We start from the raw sequence: 24,858 nt of genomic DNA on the forward strand, positions 1-24,858 counted from the left end.
GGCCCCTTCTGGTTCGGCCCCTTCCGGTCCGGCCCCTTCCGGTCCGGCCCCTTCCGGTTCGGCCTGTTCTGGGGCGGCCGCAGGCTCGTACCCGTGTTCGGACCCGTGCCCGGCCGGCTCGGGCGGCTCGGGTGCGGACTGTTCCGGCACGCCCTCGTCCGGGGCCGCCGATCCGGGCGGCGGCAAGGGAGGCCGCGGCACGGACTCCAGGTCGAGGTCGTCCGCCGCCCCGCGCGGGCCCGGTATCCGGCCGGCGCCGCGCACCTCCTCCTCGCCTCCCCCGCTAGCGCGTCCGTCGCCGCTCACCGGACCCGTCCGTAACCGGGTGGCGCGGCCCCTTCGAGCGGGCGGGCGTTCGCCGTGGAGAGCAGCTGGAGCCCCAGCCGGAGCCGGCGGCGCGCCTCGTCCTCGGTCACCCCGAGGTCTGCGGCGGTCTGCCGGTAGTCCCGGCGATGGATGTACGCCAGCTCCAGGGCCTGCCGCAGCGGCGCGGGCATCGAGGAGACGATGTAGTCGGCGCGGGCGGCGGCCGTGGCGCTGCGCACCCGCCGCTCCAGCTCCTCCGGGTCGGGCGCCGCGCCCTCGCCGTGCTCCGCCGCGTACGAGGAGACCGCCGCGCGGCGCAGCCGCTGGACGGACTGGCGGTGGGTGAGGCGGGCCACCCAGGAGCGCATCGAGCCCTGCTTCGGGTCGTACGCCTCGGGGTTCTCCCAGACCTGGGCGAAGACCTCGCGGGTCACCAGGTCGGCGGCGTCCTCGTCGTCGAGCATCCGGTGCGCCTGGCTGTGGACGAGGGCCGCGAACCGGTCGTAGAGCTCGCCGAGCGCCGCCGCCTCACCGCAGGCCAGCCTCTGCTGCATCCTGTGGTCCCAGCGGGGTGCGGTCTCCTTTGCCATGAACCCCCCAGCCCCCGGCCCTGTCCACCCGACTCCGTGATCCACCCTGTGCCCGTGAGGACCGAATGTAGTCCGCCGGGCGGGCGGTGCACGCGCCTTTGCGGCAACTCTCTTCCCGGGCCCCTCCCGTGGCGCGTGGCCGACGACGGTAGTCGATTTTCAGCCCGAATGCCTCCCCGCCTGCTCCGAGCTGCGGAAACGGCCCGAAGTGCTCCTTTCCGCCGGAAACCTCCTGGGCGTCGGTCGGCGCGTCGGTGTTTCATGGGGGTGCGGTTGGGCAGCCGCGAGGAGGAACGGAAACTTCCGGATTGCCGGGAGCCCCGGAACGAGAGGTCCAGTCGCGTGACGCTGAAGGTGGACGAGGCGGAGCAGGGCTCCTGGACCGTGTTGCGCATGAGCGGCGAACTCGACCTGGTGACCTCACCCGTCGTGCGCCAGTCCGTCCACGAGGCGGTGGCGGAGGGGCAGCACGACGTGGTGCTCGACCTGTCCGAGGTGTTCTTCTGCGACTCCAGCGGCGTCGGTGTGCTGATCGCCTCGCGCCGGCTGATGAAGTCCTGCGGCGGCCGACTGCGGCTCATTCTCCCGGCCCGGGGCGCGGAGGACGGTTCGCACGTCAACAAGGTGCTCGGGGCGCTCGGGGTGCGCCGGCTGTTCGACGTCTACCCGGACGCGCGGTCCGCCACCGACGAGGAGTGCAGGCCGCTGAGCGCCTGAAACGGGTGCCTCCGATGCGAGGTTGTCACACAGGAAGCGCTGCTCGGTGACACGTGAGCGCCCCGGGCGTCGTACGCTCCCCGCATGGACAGCGCAGAGTACGAGCGAAAGATCGCGCACCGCTTCGCAGCCTTCGACCAGGACGGCAACGGCTACATCGACCGTGCCGATTTCAACGCCGCGGCGGCCCGTCTGCTCACCGAGTTCGGTACGACGGCCCGCTGCGACAAGGGGCAGGCGCTCTACACCGGTGCCGAGGCCTTCTGGCAGGGCATGGCGGGGATCGCCGATGTGGACGGGGACCAGCGGGTCACCCGTGAGGAGTTCGTGGGCGGGGCGGTGAAGCGGCTCCGGGACAACCCCGGGCGGTTCGCCGAGATCGCCCGGCCGTTCCTGCGGGCGACCATCGCGGTCGCGGACGGCGGGAACGACGGCAGGGCGTCGGTGGCGGACGTGGAGCGGGCGCTCCGGGTCCTCGGGGCCAGCGCCGAGATCGCGGGCATGGCCGCCCAGAGCCTGGACACGGACCGGGACGGCCTGATCGCGGAGAGCGATGTGGTGGCGGCGTTCGCCGTGTACTTCACGGTGATCGAGCCGGACGCGTAGCGATCCCGGGCGTTACGGGGACGGCGCGCCGCTCCCGTAACGCCTGCCGCTTCCGTAACGCCTCGCGCCCCGCTTCCGTAGCGACTCCCGCGCCGCTCCCGTAACGCCCGCCGCCCCCGCGACGCCTCTGGCCCCGGCTGCTCCCGCCTCACCCGCCGAATCGTTCCCGCAGCCGGTACTTGAGCACCTTGCGCAGCGTCTCGTTGCGCGGCAGCGCGTCCAGGACCTCCAGCTGTTCGGGCACCTTGTGGACGGACAGGCCCGCTTCCCGCAGATGGGCGGAGAGCTCGGTCAGGGTCAGGGGCGGTGCGCCCGGCGGCTGTTCGACCACCGCGCAGACGCGTTCGCCGCGCTGCGGGTCGGGCAGCCCGATGACGGCCGCGTCCGCGACGGCGGGGTGGGTGTGGAGCAGGTCCTCGATCTCCTTGGCGGAGATGTTCTCGCCCTTGCGGATGATGATGTCCTTCAGCCGGCCGGTGAGCGTGAGGTGCCCGCTCTCCCGGAGCCGCCCCAGGTCCCCGGTGATCAGGAACCCCTCGGCGTCGAAGGCCGCGGCGGAGGCCCCCGCGTCCAGATAGCCCCGGCAGACCGCCTCCCCGCGCAGCCGTACCTCGCCCTCGGCGCCGTACGGGAGGGGCTTGCCGTGTTCGTCGGCGATCCGGATCTCCATGCCCTCCGGGGGCCGTCCCTCGGTCAGGGCCAGGTTCTCCGCCGTGTCGTCCGGGGCGCCCATGGTGATCATCGGGACCTCGGTCATGCCGTAGCCGTGGGTGAGCTGGACCCCCATCTCCCGCACCACCGCGTGGTAGACCTCCGGCGGCTTCGGCGCTCCGCCGCCCGCCAGCAGCCGGAGGGTCGGGATGAGCGGCCGGCCGGGGGCCTTGCGCTGTTCGGCCAGGAACATCGCGTAGAAGGCGGTCGAGCCGCCGGCCACCGTCACCCCGTGCCGCCGGTACTCCGCCAGCGCGTCCGGCAGCGCGAACTGCTCGAACAGCACTGCGGGGAACCCGTACAGCAGCAGCATCACGGTGTAGTCCGGCCCGGCGACATGGGCGTACGGGAACGCCATCGAGCCCACGTCGTCGGCGGAGAGCTTCAGGGCGTGGGCGAGGCAGGAGCCGCCCGCGATCAGGGAGCGGTCGGTGTGCAGGACACCCTTCGGGTCGGAGGTGGTGCCCGAGGTCCAGTAGATCCAGCGGACCTCATCGCCCGACGAGGGGGCGGGCGGCGGAGGCAGCACGGCCGGGTCGCCGTCGGGGAGGGTGTCGTACGCCTCGAAGACCCGCGGCGGGTGGTCGAGTTCCCCGGCGATCCGCTCGGCCATCGCCGTGTGGTCGAAGCCGCGCCAGGCGCCGGGCACGGCGAAGAACGCGGCCCCCGACGCGCGCAGCGCGAACCGCACCTCGCGGTCCCGGTAGAACGGGATGACCGGCGTCTGCACGGCCCCGAGCCGGGTCAGGGCGAAGGAGAGCAGGGCCGTCTCCAGCCGGGTCGGCAGCTGCCAGGCCACCACGCTGCCCGCCCGCACGCCCATCCCGTACAGCCCGGCGGCGACCCGCTCGGCGCGGTCCCTCAGCTCGCCGAAGGTCAGGCGCCGGTCCTCCTGGAGCAGGACCGGGCGGCCGGGGGTGAGGGCGGCGCGGCGTTCGATCAGCTCCCAGAAGGTGCGGGAGGCGCCCAGGGCGTGCGCGGACGCGGTCACGTCGTTCACGGCGGTCACAGCGGTCCCTCCGAACTGACGATGAGTCAGATAGTGCGGAGAGCGTAGGGCTCCGCGCCTTGTCGGTCCAGGGGTGCGGGGCTAGCCTGAATGCCGCCAGCCAATCTGACGGACCATCAGAAATCCATCGGTAATCCATCAGAAGCCATCGGAATTTGCCAGCACCCGGGACCTAGCCGGGGCGCCGGAGGGGACGACACCATGACGGAACTGCCTCGGATCGTCAGCGTCGACGACCATGTGATCGAGCCCGCGCACCTCTTCTCCACCTGGCTGCCCGCGAAGTACCGCGAGCGCGGGCCGCAGCCGCTCACCGCGGGCATCGGGGAGCTGGCCTACACGGGCGGGAAGTACGTCATCACGATGGACCCGGACGGGCCGCCCACCGACTGGTGGATCTACGAGGACCTGAAGTTCCCGTACAAGCGGAACATCGCCGCCGTCGGCTTCGACCGCGACGACATGACCCTGGAGGGCATCACCCGCGCCGAGATGCGGCCCGGCTGCTGGGACCCGGCCGAACGCCTCAAGGACATGGACCTCAACCACGTCGAGGCCTCCCTCTGCTTCCCGACCTTCCCGCGCTTCTGCGGACAGACCTTCGCCGAGGCGCACGACAAGGAGGTCGCCCTCGCCTGTGTGCGCGCCTACAACGACTGGATGGTCGAGGAGTGGTGCGGCGACAGCGGCGGCCGGCTGATCCCGCTCTGCATCATCCCGCTCTGGGACATCGGCCTCGCCGTCGCGGAGATCCGGCGGAACGCGGCCCGCGGCGTCCGCGCGGTCACCTTCTCCGAGATCCCCACCCACCTCGGGCTGCCGTCCATCCACACCGGCTACTGGGACCCGTTCTTCGCCGTCTGCCAGGAGACCGGCACGGTCGTCAACATGCACATCGGCTCCAGCTCCCAGATGCCCGCCGCCTCCCCGGACGCGCCCCCCGCCGTGCAGGCCTCGCTCTCCTTCAACAACGCGATGGCCTCGATGATGGACTTCCTCTTCAGCGGGGTCCTGGTGAGGTTCCCGACGCTGAAACTGGCGTACAGCGAGGGCCAGATGGGGTGGATCCCGTACGCCCTGGAGCGCGCCGACGACGTCTGGGAGGAGCACCGGGCCTGGGGCGGGGTGCGCGATCTGATCCCCGAGCCGCCGTCCTCGTACTACTACCGTCAGATGTTCTGCTGCTTCTTCCGCGACAAGCACGGCATCGCGTCGCTGGACGTCGTCGGCCGCGACAACGCCACCTTCGAGACCGACTACCCGCACGTGGACTCGACCTTCCCGCACACCAAGGAGGTCGCCCTCGACCACGTCAAGGGACTGGACGAGGAGACCGTCCACAAACTGATGCGCGGAAACGCGATCCGGATGCTCGGCCTGGACCTGGACAAGTAGGCGGGGACGGCGGTGGATCTCGCGTACACGGAGGCCGAGGAGGTGTTCCGGCGGCGGCTGCGGGAGTGGCTGGCCGGCGCCCTCCCCGGCCTGCCCCCGAAGCCCTCGCCCGACGACTGGCCCGCGCGCCGCGCGTACGACACCACCTGGCAGCGGATGCTGTACGACGCCGGGTACGCAGGCCTGCACTGGCCGGCGGACGCGGGCGGGCGGGGCGCCACCCCAACCCAGCACCTCATCTACCTGGAGGAGACGGAGAAGGCCGGCGCCCCCTACGTCGGGGCCAACTTCGTCGGACTGCTGCACGCCGGGCCGACGATCGCCGCCGAGGGCACGGCCGGGCAGCGGGCCCGCTGGCTGCCCCCGGTGCTGCGCGGCGACGAGATCTGGTGCCAGGGGTTCAGCGAGCCGGACGCGGGCTCCGACCTGGCCGCCCTGCGCACCCGGGCCGTGCGCGACGGCGACTCCTACGTCATCAGCGGAGCCAAGACCTGGACCTCACACGCCGAGGTCGCCGACTGGTGCGAACTGCTGGTGCGCACCGACCCGGACGCGCCGAAGCACCGGGGGATCAGCTGGCTGGCGATGCCGATGGACGCCCCCGGCATCACGGTCCGGCCGCTGCGGACGCTCGCCGGGTCCACGGAGTTCGCGGAGATGTTCCTCGACGAGGTCCGGGTGCCGGTGCGCAACCGGGTCGGGGCCGAGAACGACGGCTGGCGCGTCACCATGGTCACCCTCTCCTTCGAACGCGGCACGGCCTTCGTCGGCGAGGTCGTCGCCTGCCGCCGCACCCTGGACGCCCTCGCCGACGAGGCCCGGCGCAACGGGCGCTGGGACGACGCGGTGCTGCGCCGGCGCCTCGGCAGGCTCAACGCCGAGTTCCGGGCCCTGTGGCGGCTCACCCAGTGGAACGTGGCGGAGTCGGAGCGTACGGGCGGCGTCCCCGGCACCGGCGGCTCCGTCTTCAAGCTGCGCTACTCCGGGGCCCGCCAGGAGCTGTACGAGGCGGCGGCGGAGGTGCTGGGAGGCGGCGACGCGTTCGACCTGGACCAGGAATGGGTGCTGGACCGGCTCTCCTCCCTCTCGTACACGATCGCCGCGGGCACCTCCCAGATCCAGCGGAACATCGTCGCCGAGCGCATCCTCGGCCTGCCGAAGGGGCGCTGAGGCCACCGTGCACTTCCAGCTCTCGGACGACCAGCGGGCCCTGCGGTCCGGTATGCGCGACCTGCTCGACGCGGTGTTCGACCGGGACCGGCTGCGGGCGGCGGTGGAGCGGGGCGGCACCCTGGACCGTTCGCTCTGGCGGGAGCTGGGCGCGGCCGGCTTCTTCGCGCTCCGGCTGCCCCAGGAGGCGGGCGGGGTGGGCCTCGGGCTGCCCGAGGCGGTGCTGCTCTTCGAGGAGGCGGGCCGGGCGCTGCTCCCGGGCCCGCTCGTCGCCACCCACCTGGCGGCGGGCCTGGTGAAGGGGGCCGCCGAGGGCGAGGCGGTGGTGACGGCCGTGGACGGGGACCTGCCGGTGGCCCACCTGGCGGAGGCGGACGCGGTGCTGGTGGGCGCCGACGCCCTCGTCGGGGAGCCGCTGCACGCCTTCGTCGCCGCCGCCCGGCCCGTACGGTCGGTGGACCCGCTCACCCCGCTGCACCGGGTGGCGGGGCGTACGGCGGCCACGGAGGCGTACTCCGGCGCACTCCACTACGAGGGGGCGCTTCTCACTGCTGCCGAACAACTCGGCAGCGCTGCCCGGACCACCGAGACAGCCGTTCAACACGCCGGGGACCGACAGCAGTTCGGATCGCCCATCGGATCGTTCCAAGCGGTCAAGCACCTCTGCGCCGACATGCTCGCCCGCACCGAACCCGCCCGCGCCGCCGTGTACGCGGCGGCCGTGACCGGCGACCCGGTGGAGATCGCGGCGGCCAAACTGCTCGCCGACGAGGCGGCCGTACGCAACGCGCGCGACTGCCTCCAGATCCACGGCGGGATGGGCTTCACCTGGGAGGCAGATGTTCACCTCCACCTGAAACGGGCCTGGCTCCGGGCCGCGGCACGGCTCGGCGGGGCCGCGGCGGAGGAGCTCCTGGCCGCCGGTCTGGGGGCCGCGCGGGCGCGTTCCGGCAGCTCGGCGGCGTCCGGCGGAGGCGCCCCGGAAGCAGGGGGTGGAGGGTGACGCAGCGCAGCCGTGCGGCGTCGAGACCGGCTTGTGTCCTTTGCGCGATTCGTCACCGGGTGGAGTCGGTGTCCGGCTCGGGTACGCTCCGTGGGATGCGAGTGGTTCTGGAACCGGGAGATCCGGGGGCGGCCTGTGCGGCGGCCCCGGCCCGGGGCGAGGGCTCTCGTCGGAGATGTGCCGGGCCTGCCCGAAGAGCGTTTCTCGCGGTCTCTGCGCGCTCCTGTTCGACTCCCCGCAGCGAGCGTCGCACAGTATGCACCACGCGTACTCCTTCGCGCTGGAATATGCCCGAAGCGCTTGTTGCGGTGACTGTACGTCAACCATGCTGTCGCGTAAGGGAATCACGTTCCGTGACCCTGAGGAGGCGCGAGGCGATGTGTCCGCCGGTTCGGATGGTGTGAGCGGTGCAGGTGCTTCAGGTTCAGCTGGAGGTCGGTCCGGATCCCGCGGAAGTGGGGCGGGCCCGTAGGTGGGCGCGGTCGCGTCTGGTCGGTTCCGGGATAGGGGATGACGAGCCTCTCGCCGAGACGCTCATCCTGCTGATCTCGGAGCTGGTCACCAACGCCGTCGTCCACACGGGCTGCCCCGCGGTGCTGCGGATGCTCTTCGGCGGGACCGGGGCGTCCGGCGCGGCCGGGACCGTCCGGGTCGAGGTCGCGGACGCCAGCGACCGCCCGCCGCTCCAGCGGCACGCGGAGGGCGACGACACGGGCGGCCGGGGCCTGGAGCTGGTGGACGGCCTCGCGGACCGCTGGGGCTGGCTGCCGGAGGGCGCCGGGAAGCAGATCTGGTGCGAGGTCGACCGGAGCGGACCGGTGCGGCTCCCGGAGGCGCCCTCGGGCGTCGGCCAGGGCGGCGAGCCGTGCGAACCGACTTCCTGCCTCTTCACCAACCTGGCCTGAGACCGGCCGTTTCCCGCCCCGGTTTCCGCTGCCTTCCCAGGCCGCTGCCCCCCTGCACCTACCCCTGCCCCCACCCCTCACTCTCCCCCTTCCCTTCCCTTCCCCCTTTCCTTTCGCGGAGGCCGTTCACAGGATCGCCACCGGGGCGACCGGCGAGCCGGTGGCCCCGGTGAACGGCTCCGGTGTCGCGGTGAGCAGGAAGGCGTGCCGGCCCTCCTCCGCGCAGGCCTCGGACAGCGCCTCCAGGTTCCAGTTCTGGCCCTGCGGCATGCCCATCTCGACCAGGTGCAGCGCGTGCACCGGCATCCACAGGTCCTCGATCTCCGGCGGGAAGATCTCGAAGGTCAGGGTGTCGTTGGCGACGGCCGCGACATCCCGGGCGTGGAACCACTCGGGCGTGTGCAAGGAGAGGCCCGGCGACGGGTAGCCGTACGCCTGCCGGTCCCCGGCCAGTGCGAGGCGCACCTGCCCGGTCCGTACGAGCACGATGTCCCCGGCCCGTACGCGTACGTCCCCGAAGTCCTCCGCCGCCGTCAGGTCGTCCGGCGTCACGGCGTGGTCGCCGGGCAGCCGGTCCACCCCCCGGGCGCGGGCCACGTCCAGCAGCACCCCGCGCGAGACGAGGTGCTCCACGGTGGCGATCGAGGAGAACCGGGCCCCGCCGTGGGCGGTGATCGTGTCCGCCGGGCGGCCGTTGTAGATCTTCCCGCCGTGCGAGACGTGGGGCAGAGCGTCCCAGTGCGTCGAGGCCTGGAGCCCCATCGTGACAGCGTCGTCGCTGGTGGCGACCGTGCCGGGGCCGAAGATCTCCTGGTTGATCTGGACCATCGTGTGCAGCGGATTGATCCGGCCCGGGATGAGTCCGCTCTGCACCCCGTCCTGCCGGAGCGGCAGCGCGAGCGGTATCCGGCGGCCGGTGCGGGCGGTGGCGACGGCCTCGCGCACGACGGCGTCGGTGATCAGGTTGAGCGTCCCGATCTCGTCGGCCCCGCCCCAGCGGCCCCAGTTGTTCACGCACTTCGCGATCTCGTGGAACTCGGCCGGCAGGGACATGGGGGCCTCCTGGGTCTTGTGCCGGAGCAGCTGACTGCCCGTAAAATCTAACGGACCGTCAGAAACCGCGGGAAGGGGCCGGGCATGGGGAACTTCTTGGCAGGCAGGGTGGTCGCCGTGACAGGGGCCGGCCGGGGCATCGGGCGGGCGGTCGCGCTCGCCGCGGCGGGGGAGGGGGCGCGGGTCGTCGTCAACGACTACGGAGTCTCCGTCGAGGGCTCCGAACCGACCAGCGAGATCGCCCGGTCCGTCGTCAAGGAGATCGAGGCGGCGGGCGGCGAGGCGGTCGCGGTCGCCGACGACATCTCCACGATGGCGGGCGGGCAGCGGATCGTGGACACCGCGCTGGCGGAGTACGGCCGGCTCGACGGGGTGGTCTGCGTGGCCGGGATCCTCCGTGAGCGGATGCTGTTCAACATGTCCGAGGAGGAGTGGGACCCGGTCCTCGCCACGCACCTCAAGGGTACGTTCACGGTCTTCCGGGCCGCCTCGGCGGTGATGCGGAAGCAGGAGGGCGGGGGCGCGCTGATCGGCTTCACCAGCGGCAACCACCAGGGCAGCGTCTCCCAGGCCAACTACAGCGCGGCGAAGGGCGGGATCATCTCGCTGGTGCGCAGCGCGGCGCTGGGCCTGCACAGGTACGGGGTCACGGCGAACGCGGTCGCGCCCGTCGCCCGGACCCGGATGTCGGCCGGGGTGCCGATGGAGCTGAAGGAGATCGGGGAGCCGGAGGACGTGGCGGCCCTGGTGGTCTACCTGCTCAGCGAGCGGGCGCGGGCCGAGCGGATCACCGGGCAGGTGTACACGGTCGCGGGCCCGAAGATCGCGGTCTGGGCCCAGCCGAGGGAGCTGCGGGCGGCGTACGGGGAGGGGCCCTGGACCCCGGAGAGGATCGCGGACTTCCTGCCGGGAACGGTGGGGGTGGACCCGATGCCGATGCTGGCGCGGCTGGAGGAGATGGCGGCGGCGGCGAGGTCGGGCGACCGGCCGAACGCGCCCAGCCCCTCCGGCGATTGAGGAGCGGTGGGTCCGGGGGCGGAGCCCGGGGGGGGGGGGGGGGGGGGGGGGGGGGGGGGGGGGGGGGGCGGGGGGGGGGGGGGGGGGGGGCGGGGCGCGGGGCCGCCGCGGCCCGGGGTTTTGGGGGGGGGGGGGGCGGGGGGCGGCCCCCGCGGGGCGCGGCCCCGGGCCCCGGTCCTCAATCGCCGGACGGGCTTGATTCGGGGCTCCGCCCCCGCTCCCCGGCTCCTCGATCGCCGGACGGGCTGAAGACGCGGACCGGTCCGCTCACTCAGCCCCTCCGGCGATTGCGGAGCGGGGGTCCGGGGGCGGAGCCCCCGGGAACAGGAGGCACGCATGGACTTCCGGACGCTCGCCCGCACCTGGCTGCGAAGCCACCTCACAGACGCCCCCGACCCCCGCACGTGGGAACGTGAGTTGGGCAAGGCCGGGTGGATCGGCATCGGATGGCCCGGCGGGGACGGCGAGACGTACGGCAACCGCAGGGCCACCCTCGCCGAACAGGTCGTCTGGGCCGAGGAGTACGCCCGCTCCGCGGCCCCCGCCCGGATCGGCCACATCGGGGAGAACCTCCTCGCCCCGACGCTGATCACGTACGGCACCGAGGAGCAGAAGCGGCGACATCTGCCACCCGTCGCCCGGGGCGAGACGCTGTGGTGCCAGGGGTACAGCGAACCGGGTGCGGGCTCCGACCTCGCCGGGGTGCGGACCGCCGCCGTGCCGGACGGGGCGGGCGGTTACGCCGTGACCGGGCAGAAGATCTGGACCTCGCTGGCCCTGGACGCCGACTGGTGCTTCGTCCTCGCCCGTACCGACCCCGGCTCCACCCGCCACCACGGGCTGTCGTTCCTGCTGGTGGAGATGGACCAGCCGGGCCGGATCGAGGTGCGGCCGATCCGGCAGCTGACCGGGACCAGCGAGTTCAACGAGGTGTTCCTCGACGGGGCGCGGGCCGCCGAGGTCGTCGGGGGCGAGGGCAACGGCTGGCAGGTCGCCATGGGCCTCCTCGCCCTGGAACGCGGGGTCTCCACCCTCGCCCAGCAGATCGGGTTCGCCGAGGAGCTGGACCGGGTGGTCGCCGCCGCCGTGGCGAGCGGGGCCGCCGAGGACCCGGTCATCAGGGCCCGGCTCGTCCGGCAGTGGGCGGAGCTGGACACGATGCGCCGGCACGCCCTGCGCACCCTGGGCTCCACCGGCGACCCGGGCGCGCCCAGCGTGGCGAAGCTGCTGTGGGGCGGCTGGCACCAGCGGCTCGGCGAACTGGCGGTGCAGGTCGCGGGCGAGGCGGGGGCCGTCGGGCCCGAACCCTGGTCACAGGGGCGACCGTACGAACTCGACGGCGCACAGCACCTGTTCCTCTTCAGCCGGGCCGACACCGTCTACGGCGGCTCCGACGAGATCCAGCGGAACATCATCGCCGAGCGGGTGCTCGGCCTACCGAGGGAGCCCAGATGAGAGGCGTCGTCTTCGACGGCACACGGACCGAGGTCGTGGACGACCTGGAGATACGGGACCCGGGCCCCGGGGAGGTGCTGGTGGCGGTCGCCGCCGCCGGGCTCTGCCACAGCGATCTGTCGGTGATCGACGGCACGATCCCCTTCCCGGTCCCCGTCGTCCTCGGCCACGAGGGCGCGGGCGTGGTGGAAGCGGTCGGGCCCGGCGTCGTCCACGTGCGGCCCGGTGACCACGTGGCGCTCTCCACCCTCGCCAACTGCGGTGCCTGCGCCCCGTGCGACCGGGGGAGGCCGACCATGTGCCGGAAGGCCATCGGGCGGCCGGGACGGCCGTTCTCGCGCGCCGGGAAGCCGCTGTTCCAGTTCGCCTCCAACTCCGCGTTCGCGGAGCGCACGGTGGTGCGGGCCGTCCAGGCCGTGAAGATCCCGGACGACCTGCCCCTCACCTCGGCCGCCCTGATCGGCTGCGGGGTCCTGACCGGCGTCGGGGCCGTCCTCAACCGGGCGAAGGTCGGCCTGGGCGACACCGTCGTGGTCATCGGGACCGGCGGCATCGGGCTCAACGTGCTCCAGGGAGCCCGGCTGGCCGGCGCGCTCACCGTCGTCGCCGTCGACAGCAACCCGGCGAAGGAGGCGGTGGCCCGGCAGTTCGGCGCCACGCACTTCCTGACGCGTGCGGAGGGCGTGCGCGACATCCTGCCCGACGGGGCCGACCACGCCTTCGAGTGCGTCGGCCGCACCGAGCTGATCCGCCAGGCGATCGACCTCCTCGACCGGCGCGGACAGGCCGTGCTGCTGGGCGTACCGGCGGCGAGCGCCGAGGCGTCGTTCCTGGTCTCCTCGATGTACCTGGACAAGTCGATCCTCGGCTGCCGCTACGGCTCCGCACGGCCGCAGCGCGACATCGCCCTGTACGCGGACCTCTACCGGGAGGGCCGGCTGCTGCTGGACGAACTGGTCACCGAGACGTACCCGGTGGAGGACTTCGCCAGGGCGGCCGACGACGCGCACCACGGGAGGGTGGCCCGGGGGGTCCTGGTCTTCTGAGCCATCGGCTCGGCTCGGGCGGGAAGGCCTCAGGACCTGGTGTCCGCCGAGGACCGGAACGTACGCCGGTAGGCCGTCGGCGGCACGCCCAGCGCCGCCTGGAAGTGCTGGCGCAGCGAGGTCGGCGTGCCGAAGCCCGCGTCCCGGGCCACCTGGTCGATGGAGAGGTCCGTCGACTCCAGCAGGTGCCGGACCCGTTCCACCCGCTGCTGGGTGAGCCACTGGCCGGGGCTGATCCCGACCTCCTCGCGGAAGCGGCGCGTGAACGTCCGTACGCTCATCGCCTCCTGCTCCGCCATGTCCCGCAGCAGGATCGGCCGGTCGAGACGGGCCAGCGCCCAGGCCCGGGCGCCGGTGGTGGTCGCGAACTGCGGCTCGGGGACGGGGCGGTGGATGTACTGGGCCTGCCCGCCGTCGCGGTGCGGGGGCACGACCGTGCGGCGCGCGATCTCGTTCGCGACGGCCGTCCCGTGGTCGCGCCGCACCAGGTGGAGGCAGAGGTCGATCCCGGCGGCGACCCCGGCGGAGGTGAGGACGTCGCCGTCGTCGATGAACAGGACGTCCGGGTCGACGCGGACCTGCGGGAAGGTCCGCTGGAAGTGGTCGGCCGATGCCCAGTGCGTGGTGGCGGGGCGGCCGTCGAGGTACCCGGCCGCCGCCAGGACGTAGCTGCCGGTGCAGATGGACACCATCCGGGTGCCGGGCCTGACCAGGGCGAGCGCGGCGGCCAGCTCCTCGGTGAGGCGGCCCTCCTCGAAGACCGGGCCCAGCTCGTAGGAGGCGGGGATGACCACCGTGTCGGCGGTGGCGAGCGCCTGGGGGCCGTGCTCCACGAGGATGGAGAAGTCCGCGTCGGTCCGGACCGGGCCCGGCGGGCGGACGGAGCAGGTCACCACGTCGTACAGCCTCCTGCCCTTCCCGCCCGTCTCCGTGCCGAGACTGCGGCCGAAGATCCGCTGCGGAATGCCCAGTTCGAAGGGGAGCAGCCCGTCGAGGGCCAGAACGACGACGCGGTGCTCCACGAAGACCTCCTCGAAGATCACAGGAAATTGCCGTAGTGGTATAGACCACGAGCTGGTACAGGTTAGCGACGTGATGGAGAAGCCGACAGAGCGCGCGTCCATTCCCGACGCCGCGTGCGACACCCGAACGACCCCGAACCCTCTCCCGGACCCGAACCCGCTCGCGACGCTGCCCCCGCTCGAACCCGGCGGGCCGGGCGGCCCCGCCGGGGCGGGCCTTGGCGCCGGGTCCTCCTTCGGTTCCGCCCCCGGCCCCGCACGGCTCTGGAACCGCAACTTCCGCTACTTCTTCGTGGCCCGTACGGTCGCGCTCTTCGGCGACGGCATGATCCCGGTGGCCCTGACCGCCGGACTGCTGGGCGCGGGGCGGCCCGCCTCCTCGGTCGGCTTCGCGCTCGCCGCCTGGATGGGGCCGCTGGCGGTGTTCGTCCTGTTCGGCGGGGTGCTCGCCGACCGGTTCACCCCGCGCCGCATGATGATCATCGCCGACGCCCTGCGGCTGATCGGCGCCTCCGTCCTGGCCGTGACCTTCGCGACGGGCAACCCGCCGCTGTGGGCGGTGTACGTCCTCAGCTCGGTGGCCGGCGTCGGCGCGGCGCTCTTCCAGCCCGGGGTCGCCTCGACCGTGCCGCGCGTCTCCACCGACGTCCAGCGCGCCAACGCCGTCCTGCGGGTCGCCGAGGCGCTGATGACCATGGCCGGGCCCGCCTTCGCCGGAGTGCTCGTCGGCCTCGCCAGCGCCGGCGCCGTCTACGCGGCGAACGCGGCGACCTTCGCGGTCTCGGGGGTCTGCCTCTTCCTGATGCGACTGGCCCCGGCCCCGCACGACGACGCGGCGCGCGGCACGTTCGCCGCGGAACTGGCCGACGGGTGGCGGGAGTTCCGGGCCCGGTCCTGGCTGTGGGGAGTGATCGCGGTCTGGACGGTGTACGGCTTCGCGGTCCTCGGCCCGATGCTCCCGCTGACCGCCGTCCTGGTCACCGAGGCGCACGGCTCGGGGGCGTACGGCATGCTGATGGCGGTCAACGGGGCGGGCAGCGTCGTCGGCGGTCTCCTCGCCCTGCGGCTGCGCCCGTCGCACCCGCTGGCGGCGGGGGCGGTGGCGCTGCCGCTGGTGGCGGTGAGCCTGCTGGTGCTGGCGCTCGGGATGCCGGTGCCGGTGCTGGCGGCGGGGCAGTTGCTGGCGGGTGGGTCGGCCGCGTTCTGGCTGGTGATGTGGTCCACGACGGTCCAGACGCACGTCCCGCCGGAGGCCCTGAACCGGCTGCACGCCTACGATGTGGCCGGCTCGCTCCTGATGGTCGCGGCGGGCCGCGCCCTGGCGGGCCCGGTGGCCGAGGCGGTCGGGGCGCCGGAGCTGCTGGTGGCGGCGGCCGTGATCAACATGGGGGTGGTGGCGGTGTTGCTGGTGGCCCGGCCGATCCGGCAGCTCAAGAGGATCGGGCTCGTATGAGGATCTCGTCCCGGCCCTCGCAGCCCACCGGCGACTCCACGCCCCGTGCTTCCGGGGTCCGTGGGTCCGGGGTCCGTGGGTCCGGGGTCCGTGCGTCCAGGGCCCGTGGGTCCGGGGCCCGTCCGCACACGTTCCGCGCGTCCACGGTCCGCGTGGTGGCGGCGGTGGCGGCCGTGGTCACCGTCGCCGCGGGCCTCGCCGTGCGCGCCGGGGCGGACGGCGCCTTCGCCAAGTACGCGGGGAGCGCGCTCTACACGGTGCTGCTCTGCACCCTCGTCGCCTTCTGCGCGCCCCGCGCACGGCCGTTGGCGGTGGCCTCCACGGCGCTCGGCCTGAGCTGGGCGGTGGAGTTCCTCCAGCTCACCGGCGTACCGGCGGAGTGGTCGGCGCACAGCGCGGCGGCCCGGCTGGTGCTCGGCTCGACCTTCAACGCACCGGACCTGCTCTGGTACGCGGTGGGTGCGGCCTGCGCGTGGGCGGTGCTCCGGGCGGCGGCCGTACAGCGCCGCTGACCGCCAGGGCCTGTCGCCACACTGCCGCCTGCCGTCGTCGCCCGAAGGGCGCCCGGCCCGGAGCACTCCCTGTCGTGGGTCCGGTCCTCGGCTCACTTCCTGGCGTGGGCCCGCTCCTGGCCCGCCTGTGCGTCCAGCACCTCGAAGGCATGGGCGCTGATGCGCCGTACGGGCCGAGATCCTGCGCAGGGCCCGCGCGGGGCCCGGTCCGGGGGTGGCGGGCGGCCGCGGGTGGTCCGGATGGCGGGACGGGGCCCGGGGGTGGCCCGATCCCTGCGAAGCGTGTCGTCCCGGCCACTCGTCCGCACGCGCCCGGCCCCGGATGCTGGCTGGCGTGACCTACCTGACCAAGACCGCCGGCTCCGGGGCCGCTCCGGGGCGGCCCGGCCGCCGGTTTCCCTTCTCCGTCCACCGGGCGTGGCTCGTCGCCGCCGTCACCTTCGTGACGATCATCGGCGGTGCGGCGTTCAACTCCCTGCCCGGGCTGCTCATCAACCCGCTCCACACCGAGTTCGGCTGGACCCGGGGCGAGATCGGGCTCGCGGTCTCCATCGACATGGCGCTGTACGGGCTGACCGCCCCGTTCGCCGCCGCACTTATGGACCGCTTCGGCATCCGGCGGGTCGTGGCGATCGCGCTGACCATGGTGGCGGCCGGGGCGGCCGCCAGTGTCTGGATGACCGCCTCCTGGCAGCTGATGATCTATTGGGGCCTGCTGGTCGGCCTCGGCACCGGGTCCATGGCGATGGCGTTCGCCGCGACCGTCACCCATCGCTGGTTCGTGGCCCGCCGGGGGCTGGTCACCGGCATCCTCACCGCGGCGGGGGCCTCCGGGCAGCTCGTCTTCCTCCCGCTCTGCGCCTGGATCGTCGACGAACACGGCTGGCGGCCCGCCTCGGTCACCGTCGCCCTGGCCGCCCTCGTCGTCGTCCCGTTCGTCTGGCTCCTGATGCGCGACCACCCGGCCGACGTGGGGCTCGCCCCGTACGGCGGGGACTTCGTGCCCAAGCCCGCGCCGGCCCGGGGCGCCGCGCGCCGGGCGGTGCGGGTGCTGTTCGACGCGGCCCGCACCGGCCCGTTCTGGCTGCTGGCGGGCGCCTTCGCGATCTGCGGGGCCTCCACCAACGGCCTGATCCGCACCCACTTCGTGCCCTTCGCCCACGACAACCACATGCCCATCACCGTGGCGGCCTCGCTGCTCGCGGTGATCGGCGTCTTCGACGTCATCGGCACGATCTTCTCCGGCTGGCTCACCGACCGCTTCGACGCCCGCAGGCTGCTCGCCGTCTACTACGCGCTGCGCGGGATCTCCCTGCTGTTCCTGCCGATGCTGATCGGCCCCGACGTACAGCCCCCGATGATCTTCTTCATCGTGTTCTACGGGCTGGACTGGGTCGCCACGGTCCCGCCGACGCTGGCGCTCTGCCGCGAGCAGTACGGCGAGGACAGCGCGATCGTCTTCGGCTGGGTGCTGGCCTCGCACCAGGTGGGCGCGGCGGTGGTGGCGTTCCTCGGCGGGGTCGCGCGGGACGTCTTCGGCAGCTACGACGTGGTCTGGTACGCGGCGGGGGCGCTGTGCGCGATGGCGGCGCTGATGTCGCTGGTGATCCGCAGGCTGACGGCCGATGCGGAAGCCGGTGTCCGGCGCGAGCCGTGATCCGGCCGCTGCCTCTTCCTCCGCCGAGACGGTCACGCGGCACGGCCGGGGCCGCGACGGCCTCGCCCGCCGGCGAGCATCACGGCGGGGTCGGTCGGGGCGCGGCCCGGCTCGGGCCCGGGTGAGGTCAACGGCCGGCCCGGGTGTCGAGGCCGCCCACGATCAGGTCGGCCAGGGTGGCGACCGCGTCGTCGGCGGATGCCCGTCCTTGGTTCAGCTCGGCGGCTATCGCCTCGGCCGCGCCCAGCACGCCGACGCACCGTAGCCGGAGGGCGTCGGGAGTGAGGCCGGAGTGCTGGAGCAGCGCGGCGGCCACCAGGTCCGTGTACCGGTCGAGCATCTCGCGCTGGACCGCCTCCATCTCCGGATTTCCTTTCAGCGCGGCGGAGACGGCGGCGAGTTCCGGCATGTCCGTGGCGCAGGCGAAATACGCGGTGCTGATGAGGCGGGCGACCTCGCCCGCGGTGGGTCCGGCCTCCCGCAACGCCTGGGTGATCGCGGCTCGGTGACGTTCGTCGAGGCGTCGGTAGAGCGCGAGCAACAGGCCTGGGCGCGTGCCGAAGTGGTCGTACACGATCGGCCTGCTCACCCCGGCCGCCTCCGCGAGGGTGACCAGCGTCAGACCGTCGGCGCCCTGGGCGCGCACGATCGCCACGGCGGTGTTCAGCAGCTGCTCCCGCCTGGCCTGCTTGGACAGGCGGGTCGAGGTGGTGGTCATGGTCCTCCGTCGTGTCGCCCTCCAGGGTATGTTACAAAATGTAGGCTACAAAATGTAGCTTGAGGGGAATGGGGACCCGCGATGGAACAGCTGGAACCGGTACTGATCCTGGGTGGTTCGGGGCAGGCGGGCTCGGGGGCCGCCGCGCTCCTGCGCCGGTGGCACCCGGAGCTGCCGCTGACGATCGCGGGGCGCGATATCGACCGCGCGCGGGGGGTGGCCGACGGGCTCGGCGCCGCCACGGCGGTCGTCATCGACCTGCGGCGCGGCGATCTCGGCCTTCCGGCCGGGCACGGCCACCGCTTCTCGGCGGTGGTCGCCGCACTGTGGGACGACCGCCTGAACGGGCTGCATTACGCACAGGACCACGGGTTGCCCTACCTCAGCATCTCCAGCGGCCTGGTGGAGATCGCGCCGGAGGTCGTCGCGGGTGCGCGGCGGGCCAGTGCCTCGTCGATCCTGGTGGCCAGTCACTTCTGCGCCGGTGTCGTCGTTCTCGCGACGTTGGGACTGGCCCGCGAGTTCCGCCGGGTCGACACCGTCCGGATCGGCGCCGTGCTGGACGAGCTGGACACCGGCGGACCCGCGGGAGCCGCGGATCTGGAGCGGTGGTCCACCGCCACCACGGCGGGGATGGTGCGCCGTGACGGCGTCTTCGCCTGGCTCGACGACCCAGACGTCCAGGCGGATGTGGCCGGCGTCGACGGTGTCGTCCTGCCCGGCCGGAGCATCGCCGTCCTCGACGTACCGAGCCTCGCCCTCGCGACGGGTGCGCCGAACGTCCGTTTCGACATGGCCGTCGGTGAATCCGCGGCCCGGCGCCGCGGCGACCGCGCTTCCATCGAGATCCGGATCGACCTCGAAGGAACAGGTCCGACGGGTGCGCCGCTCAGGACGAGCCGCTACCTCGTCCACCCGGCGGGGCAGCGTCCCCTGACCGCACTCGGCATCGCCCTCGGTGTCGAGCGGCAGCTCGGCCTGCGTGGCGAAGCCGCCCCGCCGGGCATCCGCACACCTGAGACCCTGATCAACCCGGACTGCGCGGCCGAGCGGTTGGCGGAGATCGGCGCCGCCTTCGTCGACGCGCCCGCCACCTGACCCGACGGCCGAGGCGGGCGGTTGTGTGCCGTTCCGACCGGACCCGCCGAAGGCCCGGGCTCAGTGGCTGAACCGGCCGTACGTCGGCTCAGCGGCTGAACCTGCCGAACGTCCCCCGGTGGAACAGGAGGGGTTCACCCTCGTCCGTCGCCCCCAGTGCCTCCACCCGGCCGACCACGATGAGGTGGTCGCCGCCGGTGTGGACGGCGTGGACGCGGCAGTCGATCCAGGCGGGCACGGAGTCCAGCAGCGGAGACCCGGTCGCCGGGGCGTCCTCGTGGGCCACCCCGGCGAACTTGTCGGCGCCGCTCACCGCGAACCCCCGGCACAGCGCGCCCTGTTCCGCCCCGAGGACGTTCACGCAGAACGCCCCGGCGCGGGCGATGCGCGGCCAGGTCGTCGACGTACGGGCGACCATGAAGGACACCAGCGGCGGGTCCAGCGACAGCGAGGCGAAGGACTGGCAGGCGAAGCCCGCGGGGCCGTCCGCGTCGCGCGCGGTGATCACGGTGACGCCGCTGGCGAAGTGGCCCAGTACGCGCCGGAACTCGTCCGGGTCGACGGGCAGCCGCTCGTCGTCCCGGACGGCTCTCAGGTCCGGCCGGGGCAGCGCCTCGGGAGGCGTCCCGCCCGGCGCCCCCGGCGCGGCTGTCGTGGCGGCGCCGACGGACCTGAGGTACCGGACGGCGGTGGCGGCCATGCCTGCGTGTCCCATCACGCCGTCCATTAGAGCTGACGACTCGTCAGATGTGAAGGGCTCCTCCGTGGGGGCGACACCTACCACCAGTAGGCCGGGTAGGGGGCGGCGCCCGGGCCGCCCTTGCCGGAGCGGCCGCCCGCGCGCGCGGCCAGGAAGCCGGTGCCCGTGATCAGGACGGTGGCCAGGAGCAGCAGGAGGAGGAACGTCGTGGCCGCGGGCTGGGTCATCACGACGATGACCGCGGTGGCCGCGGCGGGGGAGTGCGCGGTGCGGGTGAGCGCCATCGCCCCGATCGCGAGGCCGCCCGCGACCGCGGCGGCCCAGGCCGATCCGCCCGCGACGGCGAGCGTCAGGAATCCCACGACGGCCGAGACGAGCTGCCCGCCGATGACGCTGCGGGGCTGGGCCAGCGGCAGCGTGGGCGCGGCGAAGACCAGCGCGGCGCTGGCCGCGAGCGGCGGTATGAGGACGGGGTGGCCGAGCAGGGTGCCGACGGCCACGAGCAGCACCAGGGAGACCGAGCCGCCGAGCGTCGCCCTGGCGACGACCGCGAGGGCTGGGCGCGCGGGCGCCCTGCTCGCCGGCAGGGGCGCGGCCCGGCGTACGGCGGAGGCGAGACGGCGCGCCGCGACCGGGCGGGATGCGGAGGGGCGAGGGGCGACGAGCTCAGGGGCGGGGATCTCGGACACGGGTGCCTTCCTCGACGGTCAACTAACGCATGCAGGTGTATTCTTGCATTAGCTCGGCCCTGAAGTGCTCCGCGGGTGTGCGTGGGCGTGCGTGGGCGTGCGCGGGTGCGCGGCGGAAGGCGGGTTCTCCCCGGCCGGGGGCTCGGGGCAGGATGGGGGCGTGGACAAGGGCGTCGCGGATGAACGGGGGTGACCGGTGACCGGTGAACTGCCGCTCACGGGCGAGCCGTTGCCCCTGGACCTGGTCAACACCACGTATGTGAGGGGCGGGGTGCGGGGGCGTCGGATGGACGCGCTCGCTGCCGGACCGCAGGCCGTGGGCGGCTGGCTGGCCGCGCGGCGCGACCGCTTCTCGGACGCGCTGGCGGAACGGCTGGACGGGGTGGGATCCGTCACGCCCGAGCGGTATCAGGAGTTCCTGGAGCTGCGCGGGGCGCTGCGGTCGCTGGCCGCGGCGCGTACGTCCGGGGCGGCCCCCGGCGCGGACCCGCTCGCCGTGGTGAACGCCCTCGCGCGATCGGCCGCGCGCTGGCCGGAGTTGGCGCCCGGGCCGGACTTCCGCCGCGTGGTGCGCACCGCTGCGGACGACGTCGGCGGGGAGGTTCTCGGGGAGATCGCCGCGGCTGCCGTGGACCTGTTCGCGGGCCCGGCCGCGGAGCGCCTGCGAGCCTGCCCCGCACCGGGTTGCATCCTCTACTTCGTCCGGACGCACGCCCGCCGGGAGTGGTGCACGGTGGGCTGCGGCAACCGCGTGCGGGTCGCCCGCCACAGCAGGCGCGCACGGGACGGCGGGACGGCGCGGGACACGCCTTAGGGGCGGCGGCGGCGCGGGAGGCGTCGGGGTGGCGGCGCGGGACGGGCCTCAGGGGCGGTGGCGCGGGAGGCGTGGGGGCGGCGGTGCGGAGGGGCGATTTCAGGCCCCGGAGCGCCGGGCGTAGTGGCGCTGCGCCTTCGCGCGGTTGCCGCAGCCTGCCATGGAGCACCAGCGGCGCGTCCCGTTCTTGGAGACGTCGTAGAAGTGCAGGACGCAGGCGTGGTTCGCGCAGGGGCGGATGCGGTCGGGCCGCTCCGCGACCAGGTGCAGCCAGTTCTCCGCCGCGTACCACGCCGGAGCCCAGGACGGGTCGTCCACCTCCACCGCCGACGCCGGCGCCCCGCCGGGCCCCAGTGTGCGCCGGATGCGCCCGTGGGAGAGCACCTCGTTCAGCCGGTCGGCGCTGTCCGAGGTGGCCGGATCCTGACGGGCGGCCGAGGCGGCCAGGGCGTCGAGCGCCGTCCGGGCGAGGAGTAGCCGGTCCAGCGTGGCGCGGTCGGCGAAGGGGGCGGGCCCGAGGTGGTCGCGTACCGGAGGGCTGGTCAGCCAGACGGCGAGGCCGGCCACGGAGTCCAGCAGATCGTGCGGGCCGTCCCCGTCGATCCAGCGGGTGTTGAGCAGGTCGAGGGCGAGCGGCTCGCCGGTCAGCGGCCGGGGGTCCGCACCGGGGGGATGCGACACGGCTGGGCTCCTTCTGCCACACGGGAGGGGGTGACTGATCCGCCAATCGTAACCAGCCAAATGAAGATCACCGGTTGACCTGATCGAATCTAACCCCCAAACTCAACTTCAGTGGTTACGGGATCATCTCGCGACCTCGACCGAAGGAGTGGGATCGACCATGGGCAAGGCGAAGAATCTTCAGACCGGCCACGTCGGGCTCAACGTCACCGACCTGGAACGCTCGGCCGCCTTCTACCGCGAGGTCTTCGACTTCGAGGTGCTGGCCGAAGGCAAGGACGCCGATCGCCGCTGGATCTTCCTGGGGCGCGGCTCCCAGCTCCTGGTGACCCTGTGGCAGCAGAGCGAAGGAACGTTCGCGACGGCCCGTCCCGGTCTCCACCACCTCTCGTTCCAGGTGGACTCCGTCGAGGAGGTCCGGGCCACCGAAGAGGTCCTGCGCGGGCTGGGCACGGAGTTCACGTACGAGGGCGTCGTGCCGCACGGCGAGAGCGGAACCTCGGGCGGCATCTTCTTCACCGACCCCGACGGCATCCGCCTGGAGATCTACGCGCCGACCGGGGCCGACCCCGCAGACGCCCCTACCTCCGGTGCTCCCACCTGCGGCTTCTTCTAAGGCCTCCGGGCCTCCCGGAACTTCAGGGCTCCGGGCACCCCGGAACTTCAGGGCTCCGGGCATCCGGGCATCCAGACATCCAGGCATCGGCGGAACGGCAGGAGGGCGGGGCCATGAGCGGATATCACCGGGGCGAGGTCGCCGTGCAGGAGCGCGCGGGTCTCGCCCGCCGGGCGGCGAGCGCGGGGCGGGCCATCCGTTCCGACGTCCCCGAGGTGGCGGCGGACTTCCTCGTCCGGCAGTCCTTCCTGGTGGTGGGCGGCGCGGACGAGCGGGGGCGCATCTGGGCGACCCAGCTCACCGGAGAACCGGGATTCCTGCGCGTTCCCGCGCCGGACACCCTGGTCATCGGGGCCCTGCCGCCGCCCGGCGACCCGCTGGCCGGTCTGCTGTCCGGAGCCGGCACGGACGGGGCCGCCCCCGCCCGCGTCGGCATGCTCGGCATCGAACCGGCGACCAGGCGCCGGATGCGGATGAACGGCCGGGCGGTCCGTGACGGGGACGGGCTCCGCGTCGACCTCGACCAGGCCGTCGCCAACTGCCCCAAGTACATCCAGGTGCGCCGGCACCGCCGGATCGCGCCGGGCGAGGAGGCCGGTCAGCGGCTCGCGGTCACGGACGGCGACGCCCTGACCCCCGCGCAGCAGGAGGCGCTGCGGGCCGCCGACACCTTCTTCGTCGCCACCGCCTCCGACCGGGGCGACGCCGACGCCTCACACCGGGGTGGCAACCCGGGCTTCGTCCAGGTGCTCACCCCCCGGCTGCTGCGCTGGCCCGACTACGCGGGCAACGGCATGTTCCTGACCCTGGGCAACCTCGAACTCAACCCGGCCGCCGGCCTTCTCGTGCCCGACTGGGACACCGGGGCCTCCCTCCACCTCACCGGCACCGCCCGCACCGTCTGGGACGGGGACGCGGTGGCGCGGGTCCCGGGGGCGGAGCGCCTCGTGGAATTCGAGGTCACCGCCGTACGGGAGATCGCCGCCGCCTCCCCGCTGCGCTGGTCGGACCCCGAGTTCCACCGCTTCAACCCGCCGGTGGCCGACTGAACCGATCCGCCCGGCCGGGGCGCCCGCCGAGGGACACCCGCCCGGCCGGGGCGCCCGCCGAGGGGCACCAGGCCGGGCGCCCCTCAGCGACCCCGGTACTCCGGTGACCGGCGCTCGACGAAGGACGCCACGCCCTCGTTGGCGTCGCGCGTGGTCATGTTGATCTCCTGGGCGGCGGCCTCCGCCGCGAACGCCGCGGCCCGGTCGCCGTCCAGCGAGGCGTTCACCAGCTGCTTGGTCAGGGCGAGGGCCCGGGTGGGGCCGGCCGCCAGCCGGCCCGCCCACTCCTTGGCCAGGGCCTCCAACTCCCCGCCCGGAACCGTGCGGTTGACGAGCCCCAGCCGCTCCGCGTCCGCCGCCGGCAGCGCGTCCCCGAAGAACATCAGCTCCTTGGCTCGCTGCGGGCCCACCAGCCGGGGCAGCAGATACGCGCCGCCGCCGTCCGGGACGAGCCCCCGGCGTACGAAGACCTCGACGAACTTCGCCGTGTCGGCCGCCAGGACCAGATCGCAGGCGAACGCCAGATGCGCGCCGATCCCGGCCGCCGTCCCGTTGACGGCGGCGATCACCGGCTTCTCGCAGTCCAGCACGGCGGCGATCAGCCGCTGCGCACCGAGCCGGATCGTCCGGGCGACGTCCCCGGGAACGCGTTCGCGGGTCGGGGCCGGGACGCCGCGCAGGTCGGCACCGGCGCAGAAGCCGCGGCCGGTGGCGGTGAGTACGACGGCCCGTACGGCGGGATCGGCGGAGGCCTCGGCCAGCAGGGCGATGATCCGCTCCCGCTGGTCCCAGGTGACGGCGTTCATGGCCTCGGGCCGGTTGAGGGTGATCCAGGAGACGCCGCCGTCGAGGGAGTGCAGGACGGT

Annotated in this window: 26 protein-coding genes; 17 read left to right on the plus strand and 9 right to left on the minus strand. The window is 73.7% G+C overall.

The genetic code is table 11. The annotated features are described in order from the left end of the window. Positions 1-321: hypothetical protein (locus ACH4KB_RS09815; protein WP_398065354.1), on the plus strand; the 321-nt coding region annotated here is incomplete at its 5' end. Here the strand turns inward: ACH4KB_RS09815 and ACH4KB_RS09820 are convergent. Continuing rightward, the gene (locus ACH4KB_RS09820) at positions 303-896 is read right to left on the minus strand and encodes an RNA polymerase sigma factor (protein WP_398065356.1); all 594 of its coding nucleotides are present in this window, start codon (positions 894-896) and stop codon (positions 303-305) included. The two genes, ACH4KB_RS09815 and ACH4KB_RS09820, sit on opposite strands and share 19 nt — an antisense overlap. Positions 897-1,238: 342 nt before the next feature. On the opposite strand from ACH4KB_RS09820, the gene ACH4KB_RS09825 reads away from it, so the two are divergent. Further along, positions 1,239-1,613, plus strand: a complete 375-nt coding sequence (locus ACH4KB_RS09825) for an STAS domain-containing protein (protein WP_007454150.1) — start codon at positions 1,239-1,241, stop codon at positions 1,611-1,613. A gap of 84 nt (positions 1,614-1,697) precedes the next feature. Further along, on the plus strand, positions 1,698-2,219 hold the full coding sequence (locus tag ACH4KB_RS09830; protein WP_398065358.1) for an EF-hand domain-containing protein: 522 nt from the start codon (positions 1,698-1,700) through the stop codon (positions 2,217-2,219). Between the two features lie 148 nt (positions 2,220-2,367). Here ACH4KB_RS09830 and ACH4KB_RS09835 read toward each other — a convergent pair whose 3' ends face one another. Next, positions 2,368-3,939: a class I adenylate-forming enzyme family protein gene (locus ACH4KB_RS09835; RefSeq protein WP_398065360.1), complete on the minus strand. Its 1,572-nt coding sequence runs from the start codon at positions 3,937-3,939 to the stop codon at positions 2,368-2,370. 201 nt (positions 3,940-4,140) lie between these two features. Between ACH4KB_RS09835 and ACH4KB_RS09840 the strand changes: the two genes are divergently transcribed. From ACH4KB_RS09840 to ACH4KB_RS09855, 4 genes are all read left to right on the plus strand, one after another. Beyond that, on the plus strand, positions 4,141-5,334 hold the full coding sequence (locus tag ACH4KB_RS09840) for an amidohydrolase family protein (protein WP_398065362.1): 1,194 nt from the start codon (positions 4,141-4,143) through the stop codon (positions 5,332-5,334). A 12-nt stretch (positions 5,335-5,346) separates the two neighbouring features. Beyond that, entirely contained in the window at positions 5,347-6,504 is a 1,158-nt protein-coding gene (locus ACH4KB_RS09845; protein ID WP_398065364.1) for an acyl-CoA dehydrogenase family protein, read from the plus strand. 7 nt (positions 6,505-6,511) lie between these two features. Beyond that, positions 6,512-7,507: an acyl-CoA dehydrogenase family protein gene (locus ACH4KB_RS09850; protein ID WP_398065366.1), complete on the plus strand. Its 996-nt coding sequence runs from the start codon at positions 6,512-6,514 to the stop codon at positions 7,505-7,507. 407 nt (positions 7,508-7,914) lie between these two features. Then, positions 7,915-8,412: an ATP-binding protein gene (locus tag ACH4KB_RS09855; RefSeq protein ID WP_398065368.1), complete on the plus strand. Its 498-nt coding sequence runs from the start codon at positions 7,915-7,917 to the stop codon at positions 8,410-8,412. A 126-nt stretch (positions 8,413-8,538) separates the two neighbouring features. On the opposite strand, the gene ACH4KB_RS09860 is transcribed toward ACH4KB_RS09855, so the two are convergent. Then, positions 8,539-9,465, minus strand: coding sequence for a cyclase family protein (locus ACH4KB_RS09860; RefSeq protein WP_398065370.1), 927 nt, complete (start codon positions 9,463-9,465; stop codon positions 8,539-8,541). 84 nt (positions 9,466-9,549) lie between these two features. Between ACH4KB_RS09860 and ACH4KB_RS09865 the strand changes: the two genes are divergently transcribed. From ACH4KB_RS09865 to ACH4KB_RS09875, 3 genes are all read left to right on the plus strand, one after another. Next, complete coding sequence (locus ACH4KB_RS09865; RefSeq protein WP_398065372.1) at positions 9,550-10,482, plus strand: SDR family oxidoreductase; 933 nt, start codon at positions 9,550-9,552, stop codon at positions 10,480-10,482. Positions 10,483-10,818: 336 nt separating this feature from the next. Beyond that, entirely contained in the window at positions 10,819-11,937 is a 1,119-nt protein-coding gene (locus tag ACH4KB_RS09870) for an acyl-CoA dehydrogenase family protein (RefSeq protein WP_398065374.1), read from the plus strand. After that, on the plus strand, positions 11,934-12,983 hold the full coding sequence (locus tag ACH4KB_RS09875) for a Zn-dependent alcohol dehydrogenase (RefSeq protein ID WP_398065376.1): 1,050 nt from the start codon (positions 11,934-11,936) through the stop codon (positions 12,981-12,983). Before ACH4KB_RS09870 ends, ACH4KB_RS09875 begins: the two co-directional genes overlap by 4 nt. A gap of 29 nt (positions 12,984-13,012) precedes the next feature. Here ACH4KB_RS09875 and ACH4KB_RS09880 read toward each other — a convergent pair whose 3' ends face one another. Continuing rightward, positions 13,013-14,005, minus strand: a complete 993-nt coding sequence (locus ACH4KB_RS09880; RefSeq protein ID WP_398065627.1) for a GlxA family transcriptional regulator — start codon at positions 14,003-14,005, stop codon at positions 13,013-13,015. 73 nt (positions 14,006-14,078) lie between these two features. Here ACH4KB_RS09880 and ACH4KB_RS09885 point away from each other — a divergent pair, with 73 nt between their 5' ends. The 3 genes from ACH4KB_RS09885 to ACH4KB_RS09895 all read left to right on the plus strand — a co-directional run bounded on the left by ACH4KB_RS09885 (position 14,079) and on the right by ACH4KB_RS09895 (position 17,627). Then, on the plus strand, positions 14,079-15,458 hold the full coding sequence (locus ACH4KB_RS09885) for an MFS transporter (RefSeq protein ID WP_398065378.1): 1,380 nt from the start codon (positions 14,079-14,081) through the stop codon (positions 15,456-15,458). Between the two features lie 152 nt (positions 15,459-15,610). Further along, on the plus strand, positions 15,611-15,970 hold the full coding sequence (locus ACH4KB_RS09890; protein WP_398065628.1) for a DUF2809 domain-containing protein: 360 nt from the start codon (positions 15,611-15,613) through the stop codon (positions 15,968-15,970). A 322-nt stretch (positions 15,971-16,292) separates the two neighbouring features. After that, positions 16,293-17,627 (plus strand): MFS transporter, encoded by a 1,335-nt coding sequence (locus ACH4KB_RS09895; protein WP_398065380.1) that lies wholly within the window; start codon positions 16,293-16,295, stop codon positions 17,625-17,627. A 127-nt stretch (positions 17,628-17,754) separates the two neighbouring features. On the opposite strand, the gene ACH4KB_RS09900 is transcribed toward ACH4KB_RS09895, so the two are convergent. Beyond that, a complete protein-coding gene (locus ACH4KB_RS09900; RefSeq protein WP_398065382.1) occupies positions 17,755-18,345 on the minus strand; it encodes a TetR/AcrR family transcriptional regulator in 591 nt (196 codons plus the stop codon). A gap of 81 nt (positions 18,346-18,426) precedes the next feature. On the opposite strand from ACH4KB_RS09900, the gene ACH4KB_RS09905 reads away from it, so the two are divergent. Next, positions 18,427-19,443: a saccharopine dehydrogenase gene (locus tag ACH4KB_RS09905; protein WP_398065384.1), complete on the plus strand. Its 1,017-nt coding sequence runs from the start codon at positions 18,427-18,429 to the stop codon at positions 19,441-19,443. Positions 19,444-19,531: 88 nt separating this feature from the next. On the opposite strand, the gene ACH4KB_RS09910 is transcribed toward ACH4KB_RS09905, so the two are convergent. Then, positions 19,532-20,143: a flavin reductase family protein gene (locus ACH4KB_RS09910; protein ID WP_398065629.1), complete on the minus strand. Its 612-nt coding sequence runs from the start codon at positions 20,141-20,143 to the stop codon at positions 19,532-19,534. 77 nt (positions 20,144-20,220) lie between these two features. Next, positions 20,221-20,823: an HPP family protein gene (locus ACH4KB_RS09915; protein WP_398065630.1), complete on the minus strand. Its 603-nt coding sequence runs from the start codon at positions 20,821-20,823 to the stop codon at positions 20,221-20,223. Between the two features lie 205 nt (positions 20,824-21,028). Here ACH4KB_RS09915 and ACH4KB_RS09920 point away from each other — a divergent pair, with 205 nt between their 5' ends. Next, on the plus strand, positions 21,029-21,646 hold the full coding sequence (locus tag ACH4KB_RS09920; RefSeq protein WP_398065385.1) for a CGNR zinc finger domain-containing protein: 618 nt from the start codon (positions 21,029-21,031) through the stop codon (positions 21,644-21,646). Between the two features lie 99 nt (positions 21,647-21,745). Here the strand turns inward: ACH4KB_RS09920 and ACH4KB_RS09925 are convergent, their stop codons facing one another. Beyond that, a complete protein-coding gene (locus tag ACH4KB_RS09925) occupies positions 21,746-22,327 on the minus strand; it encodes a CGNR zinc finger domain-containing protein (protein ID WP_398065387.1) in 582 nt (193 codons plus the stop codon). 160 nt (positions 22,328-22,487) lie between these two features. Between ACH4KB_RS09925 and ACH4KB_RS09930 the strand changes: the two genes are divergently transcribed. Continuing rightward, on the plus strand, positions 22,488-22,943 hold the full coding sequence (locus tag ACH4KB_RS09930) for a VOC family protein (RefSeq protein WP_398065389.1): 456 nt from the start codon (positions 22,488-22,490) through the stop codon (positions 22,941-22,943). A gap of 113 nt (positions 22,944-23,056) precedes the next feature. Next, positions 23,057-23,992 (plus strand): pyridoxamine 5'-phosphate oxidase family protein, encoded by a 936-nt coding sequence (locus ACH4KB_RS09935; RefSeq protein WP_398065391.1) that lies wholly within the window; start codon positions 23,057-23,059, stop codon positions 23,990-23,992. 83 nt (positions 23,993-24,075) lie between these two features. Here the strand turns inward: ACH4KB_RS09935 and ACH4KB_RS09940 are convergent, their stop codons facing one another. Continuing rightward, entirely contained in the window at positions 24,076-24,852 is a 777-nt protein-coding gene (locus ACH4KB_RS09940; protein WP_398065631.1) for an enoyl-CoA hydratase/isomerase family protein, read from the minus strand. Positions 24,853-24,858 lie beyond the last annotated feature (6 nt).

Origin of the sequence: Streptomyces sp. NPDC017520 (assembly GCF_044329855.1) — a bacterium.
Classification (GTDB): Bacteria; Actinomycetota; Actinomycetes; order Streptomycetales; family Streptomycetaceae; genus Streptomyces.